At 60.8% G+C, this 17,868-nt stretch carries 15 protein-coding genes; 7 read left to right on the plus strand and 8 right to left on the minus strand.

Features of this window, described 5'->3' with window-relative positions:
* Positions 1-4 precede the first annotated feature (4 nt).
* From HMPREF1287_RS08940 to HMPREF1287_RS08950, 3 genes are all read left to right on the plus strand, one after another.
* Positions 5-1,939, plus strand: coding sequence for a M13 family metallopeptidase (locus tag HMPREF1287_RS08940; RefSeq protein WP_023016508.1), 1,935 nt, complete (start codon positions 5-7; stop codon positions 1,937-1,939).
* A 58-nt stretch (positions 1,940-1,997) separates the two neighbouring features.
* Positions 1,998-2,876, plus strand: a complete 879-nt coding sequence (locus HMPREF1287_RS08945; protein ID WP_023018204.1) for an alpha/beta hydrolase — start codon at positions 1,998-2,000, stop codon at positions 2,874-2,876.
* A 65-nt stretch (positions 2,877-2,941) separates the two neighbouring features.
* Entirely contained in the window at positions 2,942-4,378 is a 1,437-nt protein-coding gene (locus tag HMPREF1287_RS08950) for a PepSY domain-containing protein (RefSeq protein WP_023016510.1), read from the plus strand.
* Here the strand turns inward: HMPREF1287_RS08950 and HMPREF1287_RS08955 are convergent.
* The 5 genes from HMPREF1287_RS08955 to HMPREF1287_RS08975 form a co-directional block, all read right to left on the minus strand.
* On the minus strand, positions 4,317-7,778 hold the full coding sequence (locus HMPREF1287_RS08955) for an arabinosyltransferase domain-containing protein (protein WP_232218856.1): 3,462 nt from the start codon (positions 7,776-7,778) through the stop codon (positions 4,317-4,319). The two genes, HMPREF1287_RS08950 and HMPREF1287_RS08955, sit on opposite strands and share 62 nt — an antisense overlap.
* Positions 7,779-7,852: 74 nt before the next feature.
* Entirely contained in the window at positions 7,853-9,829 is a 1,977-nt protein-coding gene (locus tag HMPREF1287_RS08960; RefSeq protein WP_023016512.1) for a galactan 5-O-arabinofuranosyltransferase, read from the minus strand.
* A gap of 144 nt (positions 9,830-9,973) precedes the next feature.
* Positions 9,974-10,732, minus strand: coding sequence for a decaprenylphospho-beta-D-erythro-pentofuranosid-2-ulose 2-reductase (locus HMPREF1287_RS08965; protein WP_005280641.1), 759 nt, complete (start codon positions 10,730-10,732; stop codon positions 9,974-9,976).
* Between the two features lie 44 nt (positions 10,733-10,776).
* Entirely contained in the window at positions 10,777-12,192 is a 1,416-nt protein-coding gene (locus HMPREF1287_RS08970) for an FAD-binding oxidoreductase (RefSeq protein WP_023016513.1), read from the minus strand.
* Positions 12,193-12,319: 127 nt separating this feature from the next.
* Positions 12,320-12,595, minus strand: a complete 276-nt coding sequence (locus HMPREF1287_RS08975; RefSeq protein WP_005280647.1) for a hypothetical protein — start codon at positions 12,593-12,595, stop codon at positions 12,320-12,322.
* Positions 12,596-12,629: 34 nt separating this feature from the next.
* On the opposite strand from HMPREF1287_RS08975, the gene HMPREF1287_RS08980 reads away from it, so the two are divergent.
* Genes HMPREF1287_RS08980 through HMPREF1287_RS08990 form a run of 3 tightly spaced genes read left to right on the plus strand, consistent with a single transcriptional unit; the run spans position 12,630 to position 14,464 of the window.
* Positions 12,630-13,094, plus strand: coding sequence for a hypothetical protein (locus tag HMPREF1287_RS08980; RefSeq protein ID WP_023016514.1), 465 nt, complete (start codon positions 12,630-12,632; stop codon positions 13,092-13,094).
* A gap of 9 nt (positions 13,095-13,103) precedes the next feature.
* On the plus strand, positions 13,104-14,012 hold the full coding sequence (locus HMPREF1287_RS08985; protein WP_084519510.1) for a hypothetical protein: 909 nt from the start codon (positions 13,104-13,106) through the stop codon (positions 14,010-14,012).
* 11 nt (positions 14,013-14,023) lie between these two features.
* Positions 14,024-14,464 carry a GtrA family protein gene (locus HMPREF1287_RS08990; protein ID WP_005280656.1) on the plus strand — a complete coding sequence of 147 codons (441 nt, stop codon included), beginning with the start codon at positions 14,024-14,026 and terminating at the stop codon, positions 14,462-14,464.
* Positions 14,465-14,488: 24 nt separating this feature from the next.
* On the opposite strand, the gene HMPREF1287_RS08995 is transcribed toward HMPREF1287_RS08990, so the two are convergent.
* Positions 14,489-15,406 carry a glycosyltransferase gene (locus tag HMPREF1287_RS08995; protein WP_198010371.1) on the minus strand — a complete coding sequence of 306 codons (918 nt, stop codon included), beginning with the start codon at positions 15,404-15,406 and terminating at the stop codon, positions 14,489-14,491.
* A 62-nt stretch (positions 15,407-15,468) separates the two neighbouring features.
* Here HMPREF1287_RS08995 and HMPREF1287_RS09000 point away from each other — a divergent pair, with 62 nt between their 5' ends.
* A complete protein-coding gene (locus HMPREF1287_RS09000; RefSeq protein ID WP_034653321.1) occupies positions 15,469-16,134 on the plus strand; it encodes a GNAT family N-acetyltransferase in 666 nt (221 codons plus the stop codon).
* 3 nt (positions 16,135-16,137) lie between these two features.
* Here HMPREF1287_RS09000 and HMPREF1287_RS09005 read toward each other — a convergent pair whose 3' ends face one another.
* Complete coding sequence (locus HMPREF1287_RS09005; RefSeq protein ID WP_005276318.1) at positions 16,138-16,938, minus strand: ABC transporter ATP-binding protein; 801 nt, start codon at positions 16,936-16,938, stop codon at positions 16,138-16,140.
* Positions 16,939-16,994: 56 nt separating this feature from the next.
* Positions 16,995-17,846, minus strand: a complete 852-nt coding sequence (locus HMPREF1287_RS09010) for an ABC transporter permease (protein ID WP_042404151.1) — start codon at positions 17,844-17,846, stop codon at positions 16,995-16,997.
* Positions 17,847-17,868: the final 22 nt, after the last annotated feature.

A 17,868-nucleotide genomic window follows, 5' to 3' on the forward strand; every position in this document is an offset into this window, starting at 1 on the left:
AACCATGAAAGATCTTTATCAATTGGTCAATGGACCTTGGGTAGAAAATCACGTTGTCCCAGATGATCGCGGTGTGGATGGCACCTTCCACGCCCTGCGCGATGAAGCAGAAGAACTGGTTCATGACATCGTTAAAGATAACGATGGCCGCCCTGGCAAGCTCTATGCATCCTTCATGGATACTGAGGGAGTCAACAATGCTGGCATGGCCCCGCTGGATGCGGACCTTGACCGCCTGAGCGCCGCCGACCCCACGGAATTGGCGCACCGCTTGGGCGAGCTCGAGCGCGAGGGCGTGGGGGCGCCGGCGACGTTCTGGGTAGAAAAGGACTCCGGCTCGGAAGAAGCCGTGGCCTATATCGTGCAATCCGGGTTGGGCCTGCCGGATGAGGCCTACTACCGCGAAGAAGCGCACGCGGAAACCCTGGCCGCCTACGAAAAGCACGTGGCCGAGATGCTGGGCTTTATCGAGCCCACCCGCCTATTTGGCCTCGGCACCGAGGTTGCCGCCGAGCGCATCGTGGGCCTGGAAAAGGAACTGGCGGCGGGCCACTGGGACGTGGTTTCTACCCGCGATGCGGTAAAGACCAATAACCCGTGCGAGTTTTCTGAGCTGCCCTCCATCACCCAAGCTTTGCTCGCCGGCGGAAAGCTGCCGGAGCATCGCGTGGTGAATATGATGCCGTCCTACCTGGAGCATTTGGAAAAGCTCTTTACCGCTGACCGCATGGCCGATTGGCAGCTGTGGGCCACCTGGCACATCCTGCGCTCCCGCGCCGCCCTCTTGCCGGAGGAAGTGGGCGCCAAGAACTTCGAGTTCTACGGCACCCGGCTCTCTGGCGCCACCCAGCAGCGCGACCGCTGGAAGCGCGCGGTGGGCTTGGCCGAGAGCCTGGTAGGAGAGGAAATTGGCAAGGAGTTCGTGGACGCGCACTTCCCAGAATCCTCCAAGCGCGAAATGGATGAGCTGGTGGACTACCTCATCGCTGCCTACCGCGAGCGCATTTCCCAGCTGGAGTGGATGACCCCGCAGACCCGCGAGCGCGCCCTAGAAAAGCTCTCCCAGTTCAAGGCCAAGATTGGTTTCCCCGATACCTGGCGCGACTACTCCGGGCTGGAAATTTCTGACCAGGGCGCGGATCTGATTGCCAATGCCCGCGCCGGGTCCGCCTTTTCCCACGACTATGAGCTGACAAAGATTGGCAAGCCCGCCAACCGCGACGAGTGGGTCACCACCCCGCAGACCGTCAACGCCTTCTATAACCCGGTGGTCAATGACATCACCTTCCCGGCCGCCATCCTGCGCCCGCCGTTCTATAACCCGGATGCGGATGCCGCTGAGAACTTCGGCGCCATTGGTTCTGTCATTGGGCACGAAATTGGCCATGGCTTTGATGACCAGGGCTCGCAATTCGATGGCCAGGGTAACCTGAACTCCTGGTGGTCTGATGAAGATCGCGCGGATTTTGAGGCGCTTACGGCAAAGCTGGTGGAGCAATTCGATGGCCAGGTCCCCACGGTGCTAAAGGATGCCGGCACCGAATCCGCCGGCGTCAACGGCAAGTTCACCTTGGGTGAAAACATTGGTGACCTGGGCGGATTGGGAATTTCCGTGGTGGCCTACAAGAATTACTGCGCCGATAAGGGCATTGACCTGCTGGGCCAAGAAGAGGAATTTGTGGTCGACGGTGCCGAGCCGGAATTGGCCGAGCACACCTACAACGGCCTGCAGCGCTTCTTCTTGTCCTGGGCCCGCGTCTGGCGCACGGCCATCCGCCCGGAGATGGCGACCCAGTACCTGGCCATTGACCCGCACTCGCCCGCGGAGTTCCGCTGCAACCTCATCGCCGCGAATATCGCCGAGTTCTACGAGGCTTTCGACGTGGACAAAGACTCCCCGATGTACCTGGCCCCTGAGGACCGCGTCACCATCTGGTAAAACGGTTCTCCCCCGAGCCCACCTTGTGCGCATCATGTGCACGCGTAGGCTCGGGGATATGACTGATGCACACGATAAAGATCCGCACCGGCCGCTAGAGCCCGGCCAAGAATGGCGCATCGGCGGGCAAGACCGCCAGATGAGCGAGGAAGAACAGCTAGAGCAGCTGGTTTCTTATATCGACGCCCATTATGAGACGCCGGATTTCCGCCCGCCTTGGGCCGGCGGTGGCTCGCCGGAGGCGGACCAGTATTGCGCACTGTTGCCAGACCGCATCACCCACGCCGCCATGATGGTTCTGGGCACCGGAGTTAATCAAGCGCTGCCCGGCACGGCGTTTACGGACGGCATTACCGTAGAATCCGCCGAGGTCGGCGCCATTTTTCGCCCCTCTGAGCCCACTGGCCGGTGGGCGGTATCGCTGCACTCCGGCGGCTGGTGGCGCGGCGATGGCAAGGCGCTGGAAATGCAGTGGCGCCCCGAAGTTGCCGCCGCCGCGCAGCTATCCGGCACCACGATCATTGACGTGGATTATCCGCTCGCGCCGGAGCATACGGTCAACGACATGGTCGCGGCGGTCAACCGCGCCATTGATTACGCCCGCGAGCAGGGCGCCTCCCACGTCACCACGTGGGGATATTCTTCCGGCGGTGCATTGGCAGCGCTCGCGCCTGCCGATGCCCTCTTGCTCACCTTCCCCGATTTCGGCGCTCTGGCCAACCTGCCGGAGGACTACCGCGTGGGCTATGAACTGCCCAAACAATTCCCTGAGACCTTCGTGCAGACTGCGACCGAGGACGAGATAGCCGATCGCGTCCGCATTCCCCAGGCTAAAGAGCGCGATTATGTCTCGACCCACCGCGTATCCACCCCGACCATGGCGCGCCAACGGGTGCAGGATGCAGCCGAATTTTTGCGCGGTGAGCTGGCGCAATAGATTAAGGCTCCATTATTTCAGCGATAATCGGGAACTTATGCCAATAAGGCTGCGACTAGTGAGCCATGAAGACTACAACTCATGGTGCGCTATCACGCCTGCATAAGTTTGCCGGCGTGATCGTCGCGCCGTTCCTCATTGTTGCCGCGCTCAGCGGCTTCTTCTACGCGCTCGCGCCCACCCTTGAGCAGTGGGTGTACCACGATGAAATCACCGCCACCGCGCAGGGCAGCCCGCGCAGCTTGGACGATCAGATCGCCGCGGCGCAGCGCCAACACCCCGGCGCTGCGGTGGCCGCGGTGGAGGCGTCTGAAGATCCAGAAGAGACCACCCGCGTGCTGTTCACGGATCCAGATGCTAAGAGCCCTAGCTACACCCATGCGGTATTCGTTGATCCAGTAGACCTGCGCATTACCGGCGAAGAACAACAATACGGCGGCTCGCGGGCGCTGCCACTGCGCACGTGGCTGTCCAATGGCCACCGCACCCTGTGGCTGGGCGAGCCCGGCCGCATCTATGCGGAGCTCGCTGCGTCCTGGCTCGGCGCGCTGACGATCGCCGGTGTCTATCTCTGGCTCAAGCGCAGGAAGAAAAGCCAGAAGAAAAACAATAAGGCGCTGCGGATACACGCCCGCTTGGGCAGCTGGTTGCTGCCCGGTTTCCTATTCCTCACCATCACCGGCTTGACCTGGTCGATGGTTGCCGGCAGCAATATTGGCAAGGTGCGCGAGGAGCTCAACTGGAAGGAACCGTCCGTGGCAACTTCTGTGGCAGAAGCCGGTGCCGGCACAGGGGCAGGCGAGGGTTCCGGCGCGCATGCTGGCCACGAGGGCCACGCGGGTCACGAGGGCCACGCTGGGCATAGCAGTGGTGAGGTCACGGACAACGACGTGCTCGAGGGCGCGCAGACGGCCTTGTCCACCGCTCGCAGTGAGGGGCTTACCGGGGTGCTGCGGATGACCCCGCCGGAGCAGGTCGGCGATGCCTGGACGGTGCGCGAGGGGCGCGCGGCATACAAGCTGCGTAGCGATGCCGTCGCGGTAACCGCAGATGGCCGTGTCATCGACCGCATCAATTCGGCGGATTGGCCGCTGGCCGCCCGGCTTACCTCCTGGCTTATCCAATTGCACATGGGCACCCTCTTCGGCATCTACAGCCAGGTGGCCTTGGCCGCGCTGGCGTTGGGCCTTCTCGTCATCAGCATCGCCGGGCTGTGGATGTGGTGGAATAAGCCGCGCCGCCGCCTCCCCGAGCTAAAAATAACCCCCGCCGTGGTGGCAGGGGTTGTGATCTACTCGATCATTGCGCCGCTATTTGGAGCATCGCTGCTCCTCTTCTTCGCCGGCGACTGGCTGGTACGCCGGCTGCGGCCTCAGTCCCGATCCCGGTCCCGGTCCGGCTCTCAGTCCGGAACGGGCCGCAGCAACGGGGACAGTGGGCCTACTGCTCGTCCTCGGGGCGAATCTTCATCTCGGATTCCTTCCACAGTCCAGAACGGGTAACGTCCTCGTAATCGATTTCTGCGTCGGCCGGGGTATTGCCCTGCGAATCGGTACGCAATTCGTACTTTTCAATGGCACCCCAGTCGCGCGCCCAATCGTTATTGAGGTAGCTCGGGATCTCGTAGGAGTAGTTCACCGCTTCCGCGGTGGACATGGCGCCACCACCGGCGAATGATTGGAACTCCGTGAGCGAGGTCTGCGCCGAGGCATCCGGCAGGATGCGGTACTCCGGAATCTCGGTCACGCCGGCGTAGTGGTCAAAGGTGCGCTGGCAGGGGAACTGCAGGGCCACCGCCCAGTCCAGCAAGGCCGGGGTTTCCTTGGGGAATTGGTTATTGATGGTGTCCAACTCCGGCACGCGCGGTGGGGTAAAGGCAATCCAGTCATCCTCGTCGGTGGAGTCATCCTTGGCCACGAGGCGAACCACGTTGGCATCGTCAGGCAGCTTATCCATCGGGATGCGCAGGTTGCGCCACTTGGGGGTTGCACCGACGGCGGACATCTCCTCTTCGCCCTTATTGCTGACGTTGCCATCCTCATCGATGGTGCCGTACTCCAAGGTGAGCTCCATGCCGTCTTGTTCCACACCGTTGACGTCATGGTGGTAGATATTGCCGGCCGCAGAAACCGCGAGTACCGGGGTCTTCTCGGTTGCCTCAGGCAGGTTGTACCACTGCGTGGTCACCTGCGAGGTGGCCTCTTGGTCTTCAGAGTACGAGCCCAAGACCGGCACGGTGGTGTAGTCCAAGTTGAAGGGCAAATGCATGGTGGAGCCATTGACTCCTTCGGTGCCGCGCACGCCGCCCTCAGAGGTATTAGTGGTCTCTCGGGCGTGCTCATCCTTTTTGCGCTTGGTCTCCTGCGAATCAGAGGAACCAGAAGAATCGGAGTCATCGCCGCCCAATTCGGTATCCGAGCCCGAGGTCGCGTCCTGCGAGGCAGAATCGGAGTCTCCCGAGCTGCCGCCGATGGCACCGACGGAAGCCGAATTCTGGTCTTCTGGCTCGATCGACTCAGGGATATTATTCGGGCCGAAGCCAGCATGGGTCTCGTCCTCATTGATGAGGGACTCGCCCAAGCTACCGCTGACCGGAGTGAGGAAGGAGTCATTGGTATTGGTCTCCACCAGGGTCTCGTTCGCCAGCGAGCAGGTATCGCCGCGCAGGGACGCGAGGTTGCCCTTGCCCACGGAGTAGGAATCCGCCTGGGCGATGGTGGACTTAGCAAAAGAGGCCATGGAAAAAGCCACCACAATGGCGCAGGCTAGCGCGATGGGCGCGGACATGATGCCGGCCGAGCGCGATACCTTGGCCGCGGCGTCGTCCTTGAACTGTTCCACAGTGCCGTCTTCTTGCGCCTGCAGCTTGCGGTGATCGTGGCGCAGGGATTGCACCACGCCAACCGCGAGGACGACCAGGGAGATGGCCAGCAGGATCTTATTGGCCTCAACACCCTTGAACTGCACCGTGCGGTCCCACCACGGGATGCCGAAGGAGGAGACATACCACCACGCGTTCCAGCCCGCGAACGTTAGCGCGAGCAAGAAGATGACCGCCGCGATGCTGAAGGTGCGGGCGCGCGGCGAGTGCAGCGCAAACCGGGAGAGGACCACGGCGGCGAGCGCGGCAATGACGCCTGCTACGCCGGCATAGATGCCAAAGTGGTGCGTCCACTTGGTTGGGGTGAACATGAGGAAGAACATGGACAGCGCCACGATGATGAGCAGGCGCTGGGTAGGGCCAACGGCGATGCCGCTGATCCGGCGATCCTTAATGACCGCCGCCGCAATAAGCGCCAGGCAAAACAGCATGGTAAATACGGCAAAACGGCGGGTCAGCGAGCCGTCCACGGATTCTTGGAAGAGCGTGGAGTAGCGGGCATATTCCGAATACCACGGCAGCGACGGGCCGACCTCAGAGCGGACGCGGGTGGATTCCATGACATTGGCCAAGGTTTGATCCCCGAAAGCTGCGACCATGATGGCGGTGCCAGACGCCAAGAATGGTGCGATAAGGGAAAGCCAGCCGGTGGCGCCGCCGCCCATGGCGGGAACGCGCTCGCTCATGGCGCGGAAAAGGTGGGGCACGCTCACGAGGAAGACGCCGACTGCAAATAGGCCGGTTGGCCCAGCGGCCAGCGTCAGGGTAGCGGAGATGGTACCCACCGCGGCGGGCAAGAGGCGGCGCGTGGCGATGGATCGCTCAAACGACGCCCAGGTCAGCATGACGCCGAAGGCCACGATCGGCTCCGGGCGAATGCCATTGTTATACGGCAGCCAGAAGGCCAGGAACATCAGCGCGGCCGTCCAGTGGCTAACGCGGCGCTTGTCGATGACCTCCCCAAACCGCGGCAGCATTTCGCGCGAGAGGATAAACCAGGTGATAAGACCTGCAATCAAGCCCGGCAGGCGCACGAACACGGACGCGGTGGAGATTTGGGACAGCAGCGCGACGAGGTCGTAATACGGCGCACCGAAAGGCGCCTCGGGCACGCCGTACCAGCGGTAATAGTTGGCCATGTAGGTGGCGTTATCGAAGACGCGGCTCATGGAGAAGATGAAGCCATCGTCTGAGGTATTAGCGCCGAAGATGTACCAGAATCCCAAGATGGCGGCGACCACGCCATCAAGCGGGCGCACCTTCTTCCACGATTCCGGCATGAACTTCAAGCGGCGGCCATCAAGCCGGTCGATGCGCCAGAGGCAGTAGAGGGACACAATGACCATGGCGCCGCCCAGCCACATGGCGATGGTCTTAACCGGCGACGGCGAAGAGGTAAACCGCGAGTTGATATCGACGTGGACATTGAGGCCATCATCAACCAAACGCTGCACGTCGGCCTTATCGTCCAATTCGGTATAGACGCCGGTTACCTGTGGGCGCAGATCGTCGTCGGTGGTCTTTTTATGCTTGCCCACGCTGACGGTGGTGCCGTCGCCGGTGGCGGAGATCTTGAGCTTGGCGGCATCGTCAAGCTGCGCTACCTCCTTGGCGTTGAGGGTAAGCAGCACCTCATCGAGCGAGACGACGGATAAGCCGTCATCGTTGGCGCGGACGAAGAGCCCGCGGTTCGAGGCCTTCTTTGACTCCGGCGGCACGGTGCCATAGACCATGTTCTGGCCATCGCGCAGCTCATTGACCGCGGACATGGGGATGGTGGCCTCTAGCGACTCGGGAGCCACGGAGATAAGCGGTGCGTTGATGGATTGCACCGAATCATGCTGCGGCCAATCATAAGACGACTGGGTCTGATCCACCGGCAGCAGCGGGGTGGCTACAAAACACAAGAAGCCAATCAATCCGGCAATGATCGCCGTCCACCGCAGCCCCTTTGGGGCGGTGGAAAAGCTCAAGCCGGAAGATCTCGCTTTATTCGAATTCACAGTTAGGCTATCTGACACGGCGATTAGTGTACGTCAGATAAGCCGTACTTCTTGGGTCCACGCCCGATAACACGGGCGAAGTGTGGGTGAACTTACTGGGTTCGTACCGCTGTTACGAAAGGACCGGTTTGTTTGAGCTCCCAGCCCTTGTCAAAAACCTCGGCGTTGAAAAAGACCGCGCGGAAGCGAATATTGGGCTGGTTGGGATAAATATCCTCGGCCAAGTGCAGCTTGTAACCGTCGTCTTTATTGTCTAGATCGCCGCGGAAAATCATGACATCTGGCCCGCGCCATGGGGTGGAATCCAGCGACTCCTTGAATTCCTCGGGGCTTTGCTCCCAGGAATCATTAGCCCAGGTTTCAATCTGGTCATTGCGGGTCGTAAACTCGCCCAGCGGATTGGCATAGTGGCTGGTAAAAGCGTTAAAGCCCCAGTACGGGTAGTAGGCCATGAACGTCTTTTCATCCGTGAGGACCACGGTTTCATTGGCGGTATAGCCCTGGTCCTGGATGAAGTTGTGGATATCGAGGTAGTGGTGGGAGGAATCGCTGGTAAAGCGGTCCCCACGCTCACCGTAGCCATCGGTATCGCGGTAGGCGTAGTCGATGGCATCCTCATTTTCCTCTGGGATCTGCTGGGCGTAGAACACACCCGCCAGCGTTAAAATGACGCCGAAGACGGCGGTCAGGCGCTTATTACCCGCGCTGGAGAAGCTGGCGGGGTACAGGCGGTGGATGCCAACGGTGCGCACCTCCCCTAGGGCGAGGATGCCGGCGGTGGCAAAGAGCAGCACCACGATGACCTCGAGGCGGAAGCTCAGCAGCGTGGTGCCGGCCAGGGTCACCACCATGGATAAGATGATCCACCCGTAGATGCCGATGAGGGCAAGGCCGAGCGCGCGCATCTCCGCGTTCTGCAGGCGCATGACGATGTAGACCAGGCCGACCAAGCAGAGGAATCCGACGATGCTCAAGGACAAGAAGGGCACCGGAAGCTGTGTGCCTTCTTCCGGCAGGTAGTGCTGCGCGGTGGTTTGCAGCGGGGCAGAGGAGTGCAGCACGCTCCAGAGATAGGGGGCCCATGCAATCAGCGCGATGGCGATAGAGATAACCGCGATGATGATAAGCCGGATAATGGGGCGCCACGTGCGCTCATAGAATGCGGTAAATACCGCAATGAGGCTCACGACGGTAAGCGCGGCCGCGCCAGTAAATAGCGTGTAGAACGTGGCGGAAATACCCAGGTACAGCGCCACCGCAAGGATGGACAAGCGTGATCCCTGGAAAGCCCTAGTGCTCAAGACCGCAATGGCAGGAATACCCATGGCGATAACGGCAGAGTACGGCTCTTCCGCCGCGATGGTGAGCGTGACGGCGGTGGTGGTCAGCGCGATGGCGGTTCCCACGGGCAGGGACTTAGTGAGGTGCTGCCAGATGGGAACGAGGATGCAGCCTGCTACCGCAATGGAAATCAGCGACCAGGGCTGGTAGACCTCCCAGCCTGGGACGCCGAGCAACGAGCCGAGGCGCCCTCCCAGCCAGAACCAGCCCAGCGGGTAGAAGGTGGGCATGTCCAGGTAGTTCATGTCCGCATAGCCCATTTGATCCACCGAGCGGGTAAGAAACTGGGTGCGGAATGCTTGGTCCACCTGCACGCCATCGAGCCACAAGCGCGAAGCAGAAAGCGGCAGGCCGATAGACGCGAGGGTGAGAAGGGCCGGCGATAGGTAGGTCACCGCGTACGTCACCCACGTGCGCCACCGCGGCCTGGAGAAAGTCTCCTTGTAGTGGTCATAAATCCACCACGCGCTAAATCCACCGGCTAGAACCAAGGTGATGACGACGCCGACGGTAGATAGCGCGCGGGTGACCATGGAGGTATTAAAGGACGGCAGGGATACCGCCTTGAAGGCATACCAACCAAGGAGGGTGACGATGCCGCCACCGAGGGCGGCGAAAAGGATACCCAGCAGGGTAGAGCGGTGGGGGAGTGCATCTGCGTGATACGCGGTGGTGCGATTCTTCTCGCTCGCTGGAGCTTTTTGGGAAGGCGTAGCTGGGCTTGTCATGCCCTTTAGTTTCGCATACCTTAATCCCACTTCTGGGATAAGGCGCGGTGTGAGCTGGCTTATTAACTAGCAAAGTGCGCAGGGCCGCGGGCCTTTTAGGGGCCCTGCGTACCCTGCGCGCTGCGAGGCACGCCGGAACCGCGGTTAGAACGGCAGCTTGCGGAAGATAGGCTGCGGGATGAACTTGAATGCCAACGAGACGTACTTGAACAGCGGGTGGACGTAGATGGATTGCTTGCCATCCAGTACCGCCTGCACGGTGGCCTTGGCCACGTCAGAGACGTTGACGGTCAGCGGGGCATCGCCGGCCTCGGCCGACATCTTGGTGCGAACCTGGCCCGGCCGAACGACGAGCACGTTGGCACCGGTACCGCGCAGTGCTTCATCCAAGTTGATGTAAAAACCATCCACGCCGGCCTTGGAGGCGCCGTAGACAAAGTTGGAGCGGCGCACGCGCATGCCGGCCACCGAGGACATCGCCACGATGGTGCCGTGGCCCTGCTGCTTGAACTTTTCGGCCAACAGCACGCCGACGGAGACGGGCGCGGTGTAGTTGGTCTGGGCGGAAGCTACGGCCTTGTCGTGGTTTTGCCACAGCTCTTCTTGGTCACCTAGGGTGCCAAAGGCCACGATGGCGATATCGACATCGCCGCGCTCCCAGGCCTTATCGATGACCGCCGGGTGCGAGTCAAAGTCGGTGGCATCAAAGTCCACGACCTCGACATCCGCGCCGCGGGCCTCCAGGTCAGCCTGCGCCTTTTCGATGCGCGGGGACTGGGCGCGGGCAGCCAGGGTGACCTTGGCAGGTCCGCGCTCAAGGAACTCAGCGACGACGCCGAGGCCAATTTCAGAGGTACCGCCCAAAAGCAGGATGTGCTGGGCTTGGCCTACTGCATTAAGCATGGTTTAAAAAATCTCCTTCATGAGGGTGGTGATGAGTCCAGTGATTAGTGCAGCTCGAGGCGGCGGGACATATCGGAGGCAAAGACCCCGGTGGGGTCGATGTCATTGCGGGTCTTGAGCCAGCCTTCTAGGCCCGGGTACATCTGGTGGAAGTTCTCGGCGGAGGTGCGCGATTCCTTTGCCAAGTACAGGCGGCCGCCAAACTCCATGACGCGGCGATCCAGGTCATCGAGAAGCTCGCCCAAGCCCGGGCGGATGGGGAAGTCCACGCAGACGTTCCAGCCAGGCATCGGGTAGCTCAGCGGCGCGCGGTTTCCTTCGCCGAAGAGCTTGAATACGTTCAGCGCGGAGTAGTGGCCGGAGCGCTGGATATCGCGAATGATCTCCTTGAACGGCTCCACGGCCTCCGTGGGAACGACGAACTGGTACTGCAAAAAGCCCTTGGAACCGTAGCCGCGGTTCCACTCGCCAATGAGATCGAGCGGCTGGTAGAACTGCGTCAAGTTCTTTACCTGGTTCTTCGCCGGCGCGCCCATGGTGTAGTAGGCCAAGCCCACAGCAGAGAGGCTGAGCTTATTCAGCGTCCAGGACGGGAAGATATCCGGCACGGTCATCAGCTGCGGCGCGTTGAATTTCAGCGGATCCTTCGCCAGCTTGGGGGCCAATTCCTCGAGCTGCGCCAAGGTGGCAAGGGAGCCGCGGGAAATGGTGGAGCGGCCCAACTTCGGCTCTGGGGAGATGACATCGAACCAGGCGGAGGAGTAGGTGTAATTGTGCTCCGAACCATCCGAGTGGAAGGCAATGGTTTCTTCCAGGTTATCGGTGCGATCCGTATCCGCGATGAAGTAGGCGGTCTCCGTCTTGGTCATGCGGATGGTAGCGCGCAGGATGATGCCGGTAAGGCCCATGCCGCCGATGGTGGCCCAGAAGAGCTCACCGCTGGGGTCATCGTCGCTGCCCTCTGGGGTGAGGTGGAGTACGCGGCCATCAGCAACCAACAGCTCGATGGAAACTACGTGGTTGCCAAAGGAACCGGCGGAGTGGTGGTTCTTGCCGTGGATATCGGGGCCGATGGCGCCGCCGATGGTGACCTGGCGGGTGCCCGGCAGGACCGGAACCCACAGGCCATAGGGCAGCGCGGCCTTCATGAGCTGGTCGAGGGTGACGCCACCATCGACATCGACAAGCGCGGTCTCCGGGTCAATGGAGTGGATCTTGTTCAGCTTTTGCATGTCGATGACCAGGCCGCCGCCATTTTGGGCGGGGTCACCATAGGAGCGTCCCATGCCGCGGGCGATGACGCCGCGGCGCAGGTGGGCGGGCTTGTCCGAGTTATCTTCCGCAACCTGTGCCACTGCGTTCTTGATGACGTTCACGTCTTCCGTGGACAGCACATGGGCGGTCGTGGGGGCGGTGCGGCCCCAGCCGTGCAGGGACTTTTCGGTGGTATGTAGTTCCATCTCTTACTCTTTGCTCGACGGATTGTATCGATGTACCAGCCTACCTAGCTCATAGTGCGGTGGCTGGAGTGACGTTCGTGATATTTAAAACATCGTGGGGCACACAGGCGGCCCCGAATGGTGTGTTTCAGAGATCCATGATCTCGCGGATTTCTTCCGGCAGGCCTGCTTGGGACTCAATGGTGGGCCCTTCGTAGGCGCCCAAAATCTCGTACACGCGGCGCCGCGAAGTGGAATCCAAAATCGGCATTTCCTCTGCCATCAGGCGCGTCATAAAGGGGCTAAGCGGCAGATTGGTGTGCTCTGTTGCTTCAAAATGCCCGTTGCGCTTATCGTCCTCGGCACGCTCATCTTGAGCGGCTTGCTGGGCCGGCGTCATATGCTCTGTCTTTTCCGAGTACATGCGCAATAGCTTACCGCCGCTTAGAGTGGTCGCTATGACAAACAACCACGAAGCAGCAGAAAAATCCCGCGATAATTATGCCCTCGATGACACCTTGGCAGGCCGAATCACCCAAGCGGCCGCACAGGGCATCGTCACCTCCTACCCAGATTGGATCAAATCCACAAAGGGCCTTATCACCGCTTACGTTTTGTCCACGATTGGTTTTGGCGCATTGGTGGCCTATACCAACGCCCAGGCCGAAGAGGACGGCGATGAACCGCGCTCCCCGCAGGAATTTGCGGATAAGGGCCTAAAGCTCTGGGCCATTTTGGCCGCGGTGCTCATCTTGGTGGGCCTTGCTTTGTGGGCCGATGTAGCCGTGTCTCGCAAGGTGGTGTCTTTCCTGCGCAAGCGCGGCGTTAAGCGCCCGTGGACGCTGTTGGGAGCAATCGGAGCGGCCGCGACGTTTATTATCAGCGAGCTAGAAGCGCGCGATATAGAAAAACTGGCTTCTTAAAATTTGCGTATGGTGGGGCCCATGAATGCAGGGGTCACCGATATTGGACAGGCACGGGCTCGCCGTGCTGACCCGCTGCTGTCATTAAAGCGGGAACCGCTCACCGTTATTTGCCAAGCCTCCAATATCCGCGCGGATGAGGAGGTGCACCGCCAAATCGGCTTTAGCGATGCACTTACCCTGCACGAGCTGCAGAAAGTACTGCATATCTGCTTTGGGCTGCCGGATGAAAAGTCCCCGTGGCATTTTTATGAACACACCGATGCCCGCGGTCCGCGCCTTGATCCAGAGCGTCAAGCTTCCGAATTCCTCTGGCGTGAGGGAGACCAGATCGATTTTGTGTGGGGGCTCTGGGACTTTGAGCTGGTGGTCGCGGAAATCTATCCCCGCGATAATGGCACCCCCAGCGCGCTGTGCGTGGGCGGCTCGGGCAGCCTCTTTGCACCCTTTGAACTTACCGCGGTGAACCGGGCATTAACCGGTGAAAAGATCACCGATGAAGTCCTGGCACAGGTTAAACCCCAGGTAAGGGCGCTCATCGAGCGCACCAAGCTTTATGACTTTGTTCCGCTCTTACAGGCCATGGACTTAAACCGTGGAAGCGACCTACCGGCGGCCACCGCCGAGGCACTGGCTAGCCTGCCGCGTGAGGTTACCAACGAGGGCAAGGATGCCTTTTGGTCCATGGCCTTGGCGCTATCCTGCATGGGCGGTGACGAGCTGACCGATTCTGTGGTGGAAACCACCATGGATGCCTTGGGCTGGGTCAACGATGATGGCAACACCTTGAAAGGCGCGGAGATTCGCGCGCTGTGCGAGGCCTCTTTGCGCCAATTGGCCCAGGTTGGTGCCTACGGCAAAGATGCCGCCGCGCCGGTGTACCGCCTAGACATGTACCGCGCGCTGCTGCGCGGGTAAGCTAACTGCCTGTGACTAATCCACTTGAAGATGCTGCAGAAGTAAAGCGCCCCTCCAGCTCTTTGAAGCAGCAGCTGGTGCGATTTATTGCGGTGGGCGTCTTTGCCGCCGTCATTGACTATGGGCTGACACTGTTATTGACCCACTTAGGTCTGCACCGCTCTGGGGCGAAAGCGATTGGTTGGGTTTTTGGCACCATCGCTGCCTATCTGGCCAATGCGCGCTGGACCTTTGGCACGAAGGTGTCCGGCCGCACGGCCGCGACGGTGGGCGTGTTATACGTATCCACCTTTGCCGTGCAGAATTTCTTGTACTGGGTGCTCAATGAGCCCCTCATTTCTTTAGGTTTTGAGGGCGCGGTGAAAGACACCATCGCCTTCGTCATTGCCCAAGGCGTGGCGACGGTGACCAACTTTGCCATCCAGCGGGTCTTTATCTTTAAGGAAAAATAGGCCAGCGGCACGCCTTAGGAGCGATTACCGGGGGCGGCGGAAATCCTCGCGGCGCCCGCGGTTGTGCAGCTTGAGCCACTCCAGGAAGCCGGCCGGATCGTGGCGTTGGACCAAGAAGAACCAGCCAAAGCGAGCAAATTCCTGGGGCAAAAGCTTGCGCATGCCGCGCTGCCACAGCAGGTAGCCGCGGTTGCGGTAGGTGAAAAAGCGCTTGAACTCGCCTTCCGGGTACTGGGTATGCATCTTGCCGCCCAGGATGGGCTTGAATTCATCCGAGCCATCTGGGTGCAGGTAGCTGGTGGTCAAGGCGGTGCCGAAGGACAGCCCGGAGTTGACCAAGCGGCGGTGGTATTCCACCTCATCGCCGCGGATGAAGAGGCGATAATCCGGCACGCCGATGGTTTGCATCGCCGCGGCGGAAATCAGGGCGCCGTTAAACAGAGAGGCGATGCCGGGCAGGAAGTCTCCCTCGAGTTCCTCCATGCGGCGGCGCCACACCAACCCTTGGCGCAACGGGAAGGCCAGGCGGCCGGGATCGTCGATATTGCACACGGCAGGTGAGACTTCGTGCAGGTTATTATTTCCTGCCACGCGGTAGAGCTCTTCTAATACGCCGTAATCGGCGGGGCGGCCATCATCATCGGCGCACCACACGGCGTCGGCACCGAGCGATAGCGCGGTAAGAAAACCGAGGGCGAAACCGCCCGCACCGCCCAGGTTGGTCTTGGACGGCACATAGACCGCTCGATCACCTGCCAGGGATTCCACCGCGTCACGGACCGCATCTTCGGCGCCATTATCCACCACGATGACCCACTCGACGGGGTGGGTTTGGTTGACTACCTTTTCGAGCGAGGCGCGCAGCAAGTCCGCGCGCTGGTGAGTGACAATGACGGCAGCGGTGGTACCGGTGGAATCAAGGGTGGCAGTCATGCGTTCCATCTTGCCACCGGGGAATGGATCTGCCGCGGATAAACACTCCGCGTGGGCTAAGCTGACTTTCTATGGAAAGCATGTGGCCACCGTTCGGGCTAAGGATATACGCGAGCGATACTACCCACCCCGGCATCGAACTCCGCGTGATGCGCGATGAGGATATTGCGGCAATCGCCGGTGTGGCGGCAGAGGATATCTACGGCGCAGACATTCCGGATTATGCCTTTCCGTGGCTCTTTAAGCCCGGGATGAATACGCCTGCAGCGGCGGCCCAGTTCCGGTGGACCAACCGCGCGCAGCTGCGCCCAGAAAAGTGGTCCTTGGATTTCATCGTGCGCGAGGTGCATTCGGGGGAAATCCTGGGCACCATCGATGCGCGGGCGCAGGACTTTGCTATGGCGCGAGAAATCGCGACCGGGTCGTGGGTCTTTCACCGGTTCCAAGGCCAGGGTGTGGGCACGCTCATCCGGCACGCGGTGGTGGCCTTTGGGCTCGATTACCTGGGTGCGCAGGCGATGACCACGAGCTGGGTGGCACAGAATGAGGCCTCGGCGCGGGTGAGCCAGAAGCTGGGTTACCAGGTGGTTTCTGAAGGGGAAGAAAAGGCGGGGCCGCAGAATAGTTCGCAGCGGCACGTGATTGCGCGCGTGGCGGCCCCCAATTACAAGCGCCCGGATGACCTGCATGTGGAGGTCTCCGGGCTGAGCCAGCAGCTGCTGGGGATGCTGCGCTAGCTTCTACCCGGCTGCCTCTTCGCCCTCAAAGCGCTGGCGCAGATCGCGCACGTATTCGCCTACTTCTGGGCCCTCGTACTGGCCCACGACCTCGGAGACCTCGCCCACGGAGCGGATTTCGCCGTGATCGATCCACAGCGCGGTATTGCACAGCTGCGCCAAAAAGTCATTGGAGTGAGAGGCAAAGACCAAGATGCCGGAGCGCTTAACCAGCTCTTGCAGGCGCACGCGGGCCTTGGCCATGAAGGCGGCGTCGACGGCGCCGATGCCCTCATCCAGCAGCAGGATTTCCGGCTCGATGGAGGTCACCACGCCGAGTGCCAGGCGCACGCGCATACCGGTGGAGTAGGTGCGCAGGGGCATCGATAAGTAATCGCCCAGCTCGGAGAACTCCGCGATCTCATCCATCTTTTTCTTCATCTGCTTGATGGATTGGCCCAAAAACAGCCCGCGGATGATGATGTTGTCGTAGCCGGATACCTCTGGGTCCATGCCCACGCCCAAGTCAAAGACGGGGGCGACGCGCCCGCGGACATCGGCAGTACCGCGCGTGGGCTCGTAGATGCCGGAAAGCAGGCGCAGCAGCGTGGACTTGCCGGCGCCATTGTGGCCAACGAGCCCGACGCGATCGCCTTCGCGCAGGTGCAGGTTAATATCCCGCAGCGCCTCAACCACCACGGTGTTGTGGGCATTTTTCCCAATGGCACCGCCCGCAGTAGAAAGCATGGCCTTTTTTAGGGAGCGGGATTTAGCATCAAAGATGGGAAAGTCCACGCACGCGTTATACGTATCGATTGAGACCATTAGTTTTTATCCTTTCAACGAGCCTCATGGTGGGGATGGGAGTAAAGGAAGGGAGGCTATACCCAGTAGCTCACGCGGAAGCGCCACTTGCGCATGACTAGCCCGGCGATGAACAGGCCGATTGCGGTGCAGCCGATGACGATCCACCAGTGGTAGGCGGCAACGGGCTCACCAATCATTGGGGCGCGCACGATTTCCAGGTAGTGATACAGCGGGTTGATTTCCGCGATGCGGGCGCGGTCTGCCACCGCACCGCCTTGGTCCTTGAGCGTATTGGTCATCCAGACAATCGGGGTGACGTAGAACAATAGCTGCGTCAGGGCCTCTAGCAGCGGGGCAACATCGCGAAAGCGCGTGGCGATGATGCCAAAGAACATGGTGACCCACACACCGTTGATGAGCAGGAGGAGCAGCCCGGGGATGAAGAGGAAGAATTCCCAGCCCAGGTTGCGCGGGAAGATCATAATGAGCAAGAGCCAGATGATGAGGTTATGGCCCAAAAACAGCGTTTGGCGCCACACCAGGCGGTACACGTGCACCGAAAGCGGGGCGGGAAGCTGCTTAATCAGTCCCTCATTTTCAATAAAGACCGTGGCGCCTTCCTTGATGCAGCCCGAGATGAAGGTCCACATAATAAGGCCCACGGTGACGTGGGGAAGGAATTCCGCGACGGGAATCTGGAAAAGCATGGAATACAGCAGGCCCAAGGCAAGCGCCATCACACCGGTGGCGATGGTGATCCAGAACGGGCCAAGGACAGAGCGGCGGTAGCGCTGCTTGATATCTTGCAGGCCCAGCTTGAACCACAGCTCACGCTGCTGTGCACCCCGCGTAAGGTCCGCGAAAGCAGCCTTGAGGGTCATGGACTGGGACGCTGGGACGGCCTCGCCTTCTGGCTGGGAGGTCATGCGGGCGATATCAGCGCGCAGT

It is taken from the genome of Corynebacterium sp. KPL1986 (assembly GCF_000477975.1).
GTDB classification, from domain to species: Bacteria; Actinomycetota; Actinomycetes; order Mycobacteriales; family Mycobacteriaceae; genus Corynebacterium; species Corynebacterium accolens.

Excerpts from the sequence above, each read along its gene's own strand:
- HMPREF1287_RS08985 (WP_084519510.1), top strand. The coding sequence starts at position 13,104 with ATGGTGGGGCCCATGAATGCAGGGGTCACCGATATTGGACAGGCACGG.
- HMPREF1287_RS08970 (WP_023016513.1), bottom strand. The coding sequence starts at position 12,192 with ATGGAACTACATACCACCGAAAAGTCCCTGCACGGCTGGGGCCGCACC.
- HMPREF1287_RS09010 (WP_042404151.1), bottom strand. The coding sequence starts at position 17,846 with ATGACCTCCCAGCCAGAAGGCGAGGCCGTCCCAGCGTCCCAGTCCATG.
- HMPREF1287_RS08980 (WP_023016514.1), top strand. The coding sequence starts at position 12,630 with ATGACAAACAACCACGAAGCAGCAGAAAAATCCCGCGATAATTATGCC.
- HMPREF1287_RS08975 (WP_005280647.1), bottom strand. The coding sequence starts at position 12,595 with ATGTACTCGGAAAAGACAGAGCATATGACGCCGGCCCAGCAAGCCGCT.
- HMPREF1287_RS08945 (WP_023018204.1), top strand. The coding sequence starts at position 1,998 with ATGACTGATGCACACGATAAAGATCCGCACCGGCCGCTAGAGCCCGGC.
- HMPREF1287_RS08950 (WP_023016510.1), top strand. The coding sequence starts at position 2,942 with ATGAAGACTACAACTCATGGTGCGCTATCACGCCTGCATAAGTTTGCC.
- HMPREF1287_RS08940 (WP_023016508.1), top strand. The coding sequence starts at position 5 with ATGAAAGATCTTTATCAATTGGTCAATGGACCTTGGGTAGAAAATCAC.
- HMPREF1287_RS08965 (WP_005280641.1), bottom strand. The coding sequence starts at position 10,732 with ATGCTTAATGCAGTAGGCCAAGCCCAGCACATCCTGCTTTTGGGCGGT.
- HMPREF1287_RS08960 (WP_023016512.1), bottom strand. The coding sequence starts at position 9,829 with ATGACAAGCCCAGCTACGCCTTCCCAAAAAGCTCCAGCGAGCGAGAAG.
- HMPREF1287_RS08995 (WP_198010371.1), bottom strand. The coding sequence starts at position 15,406 with ATGGAACGCATGACTGCCACCCTTGATTCCACCGGTACCACCGCTGCC.
- HMPREF1287_RS09005 (WP_005276318.1), bottom strand. The coding sequence starts at position 16,938 with ATGGTCTCAATCGATACGTATAACGCGTGCGTGGACTTTCCCATCTTT.
- HMPREF1287_RS09000 (WP_034653321.1), top strand. The coding sequence starts at position 15,469 with ATGGAAAGCATGTGGCCACCGTTCGGGCTAAGGATATACGCGAGCGAT.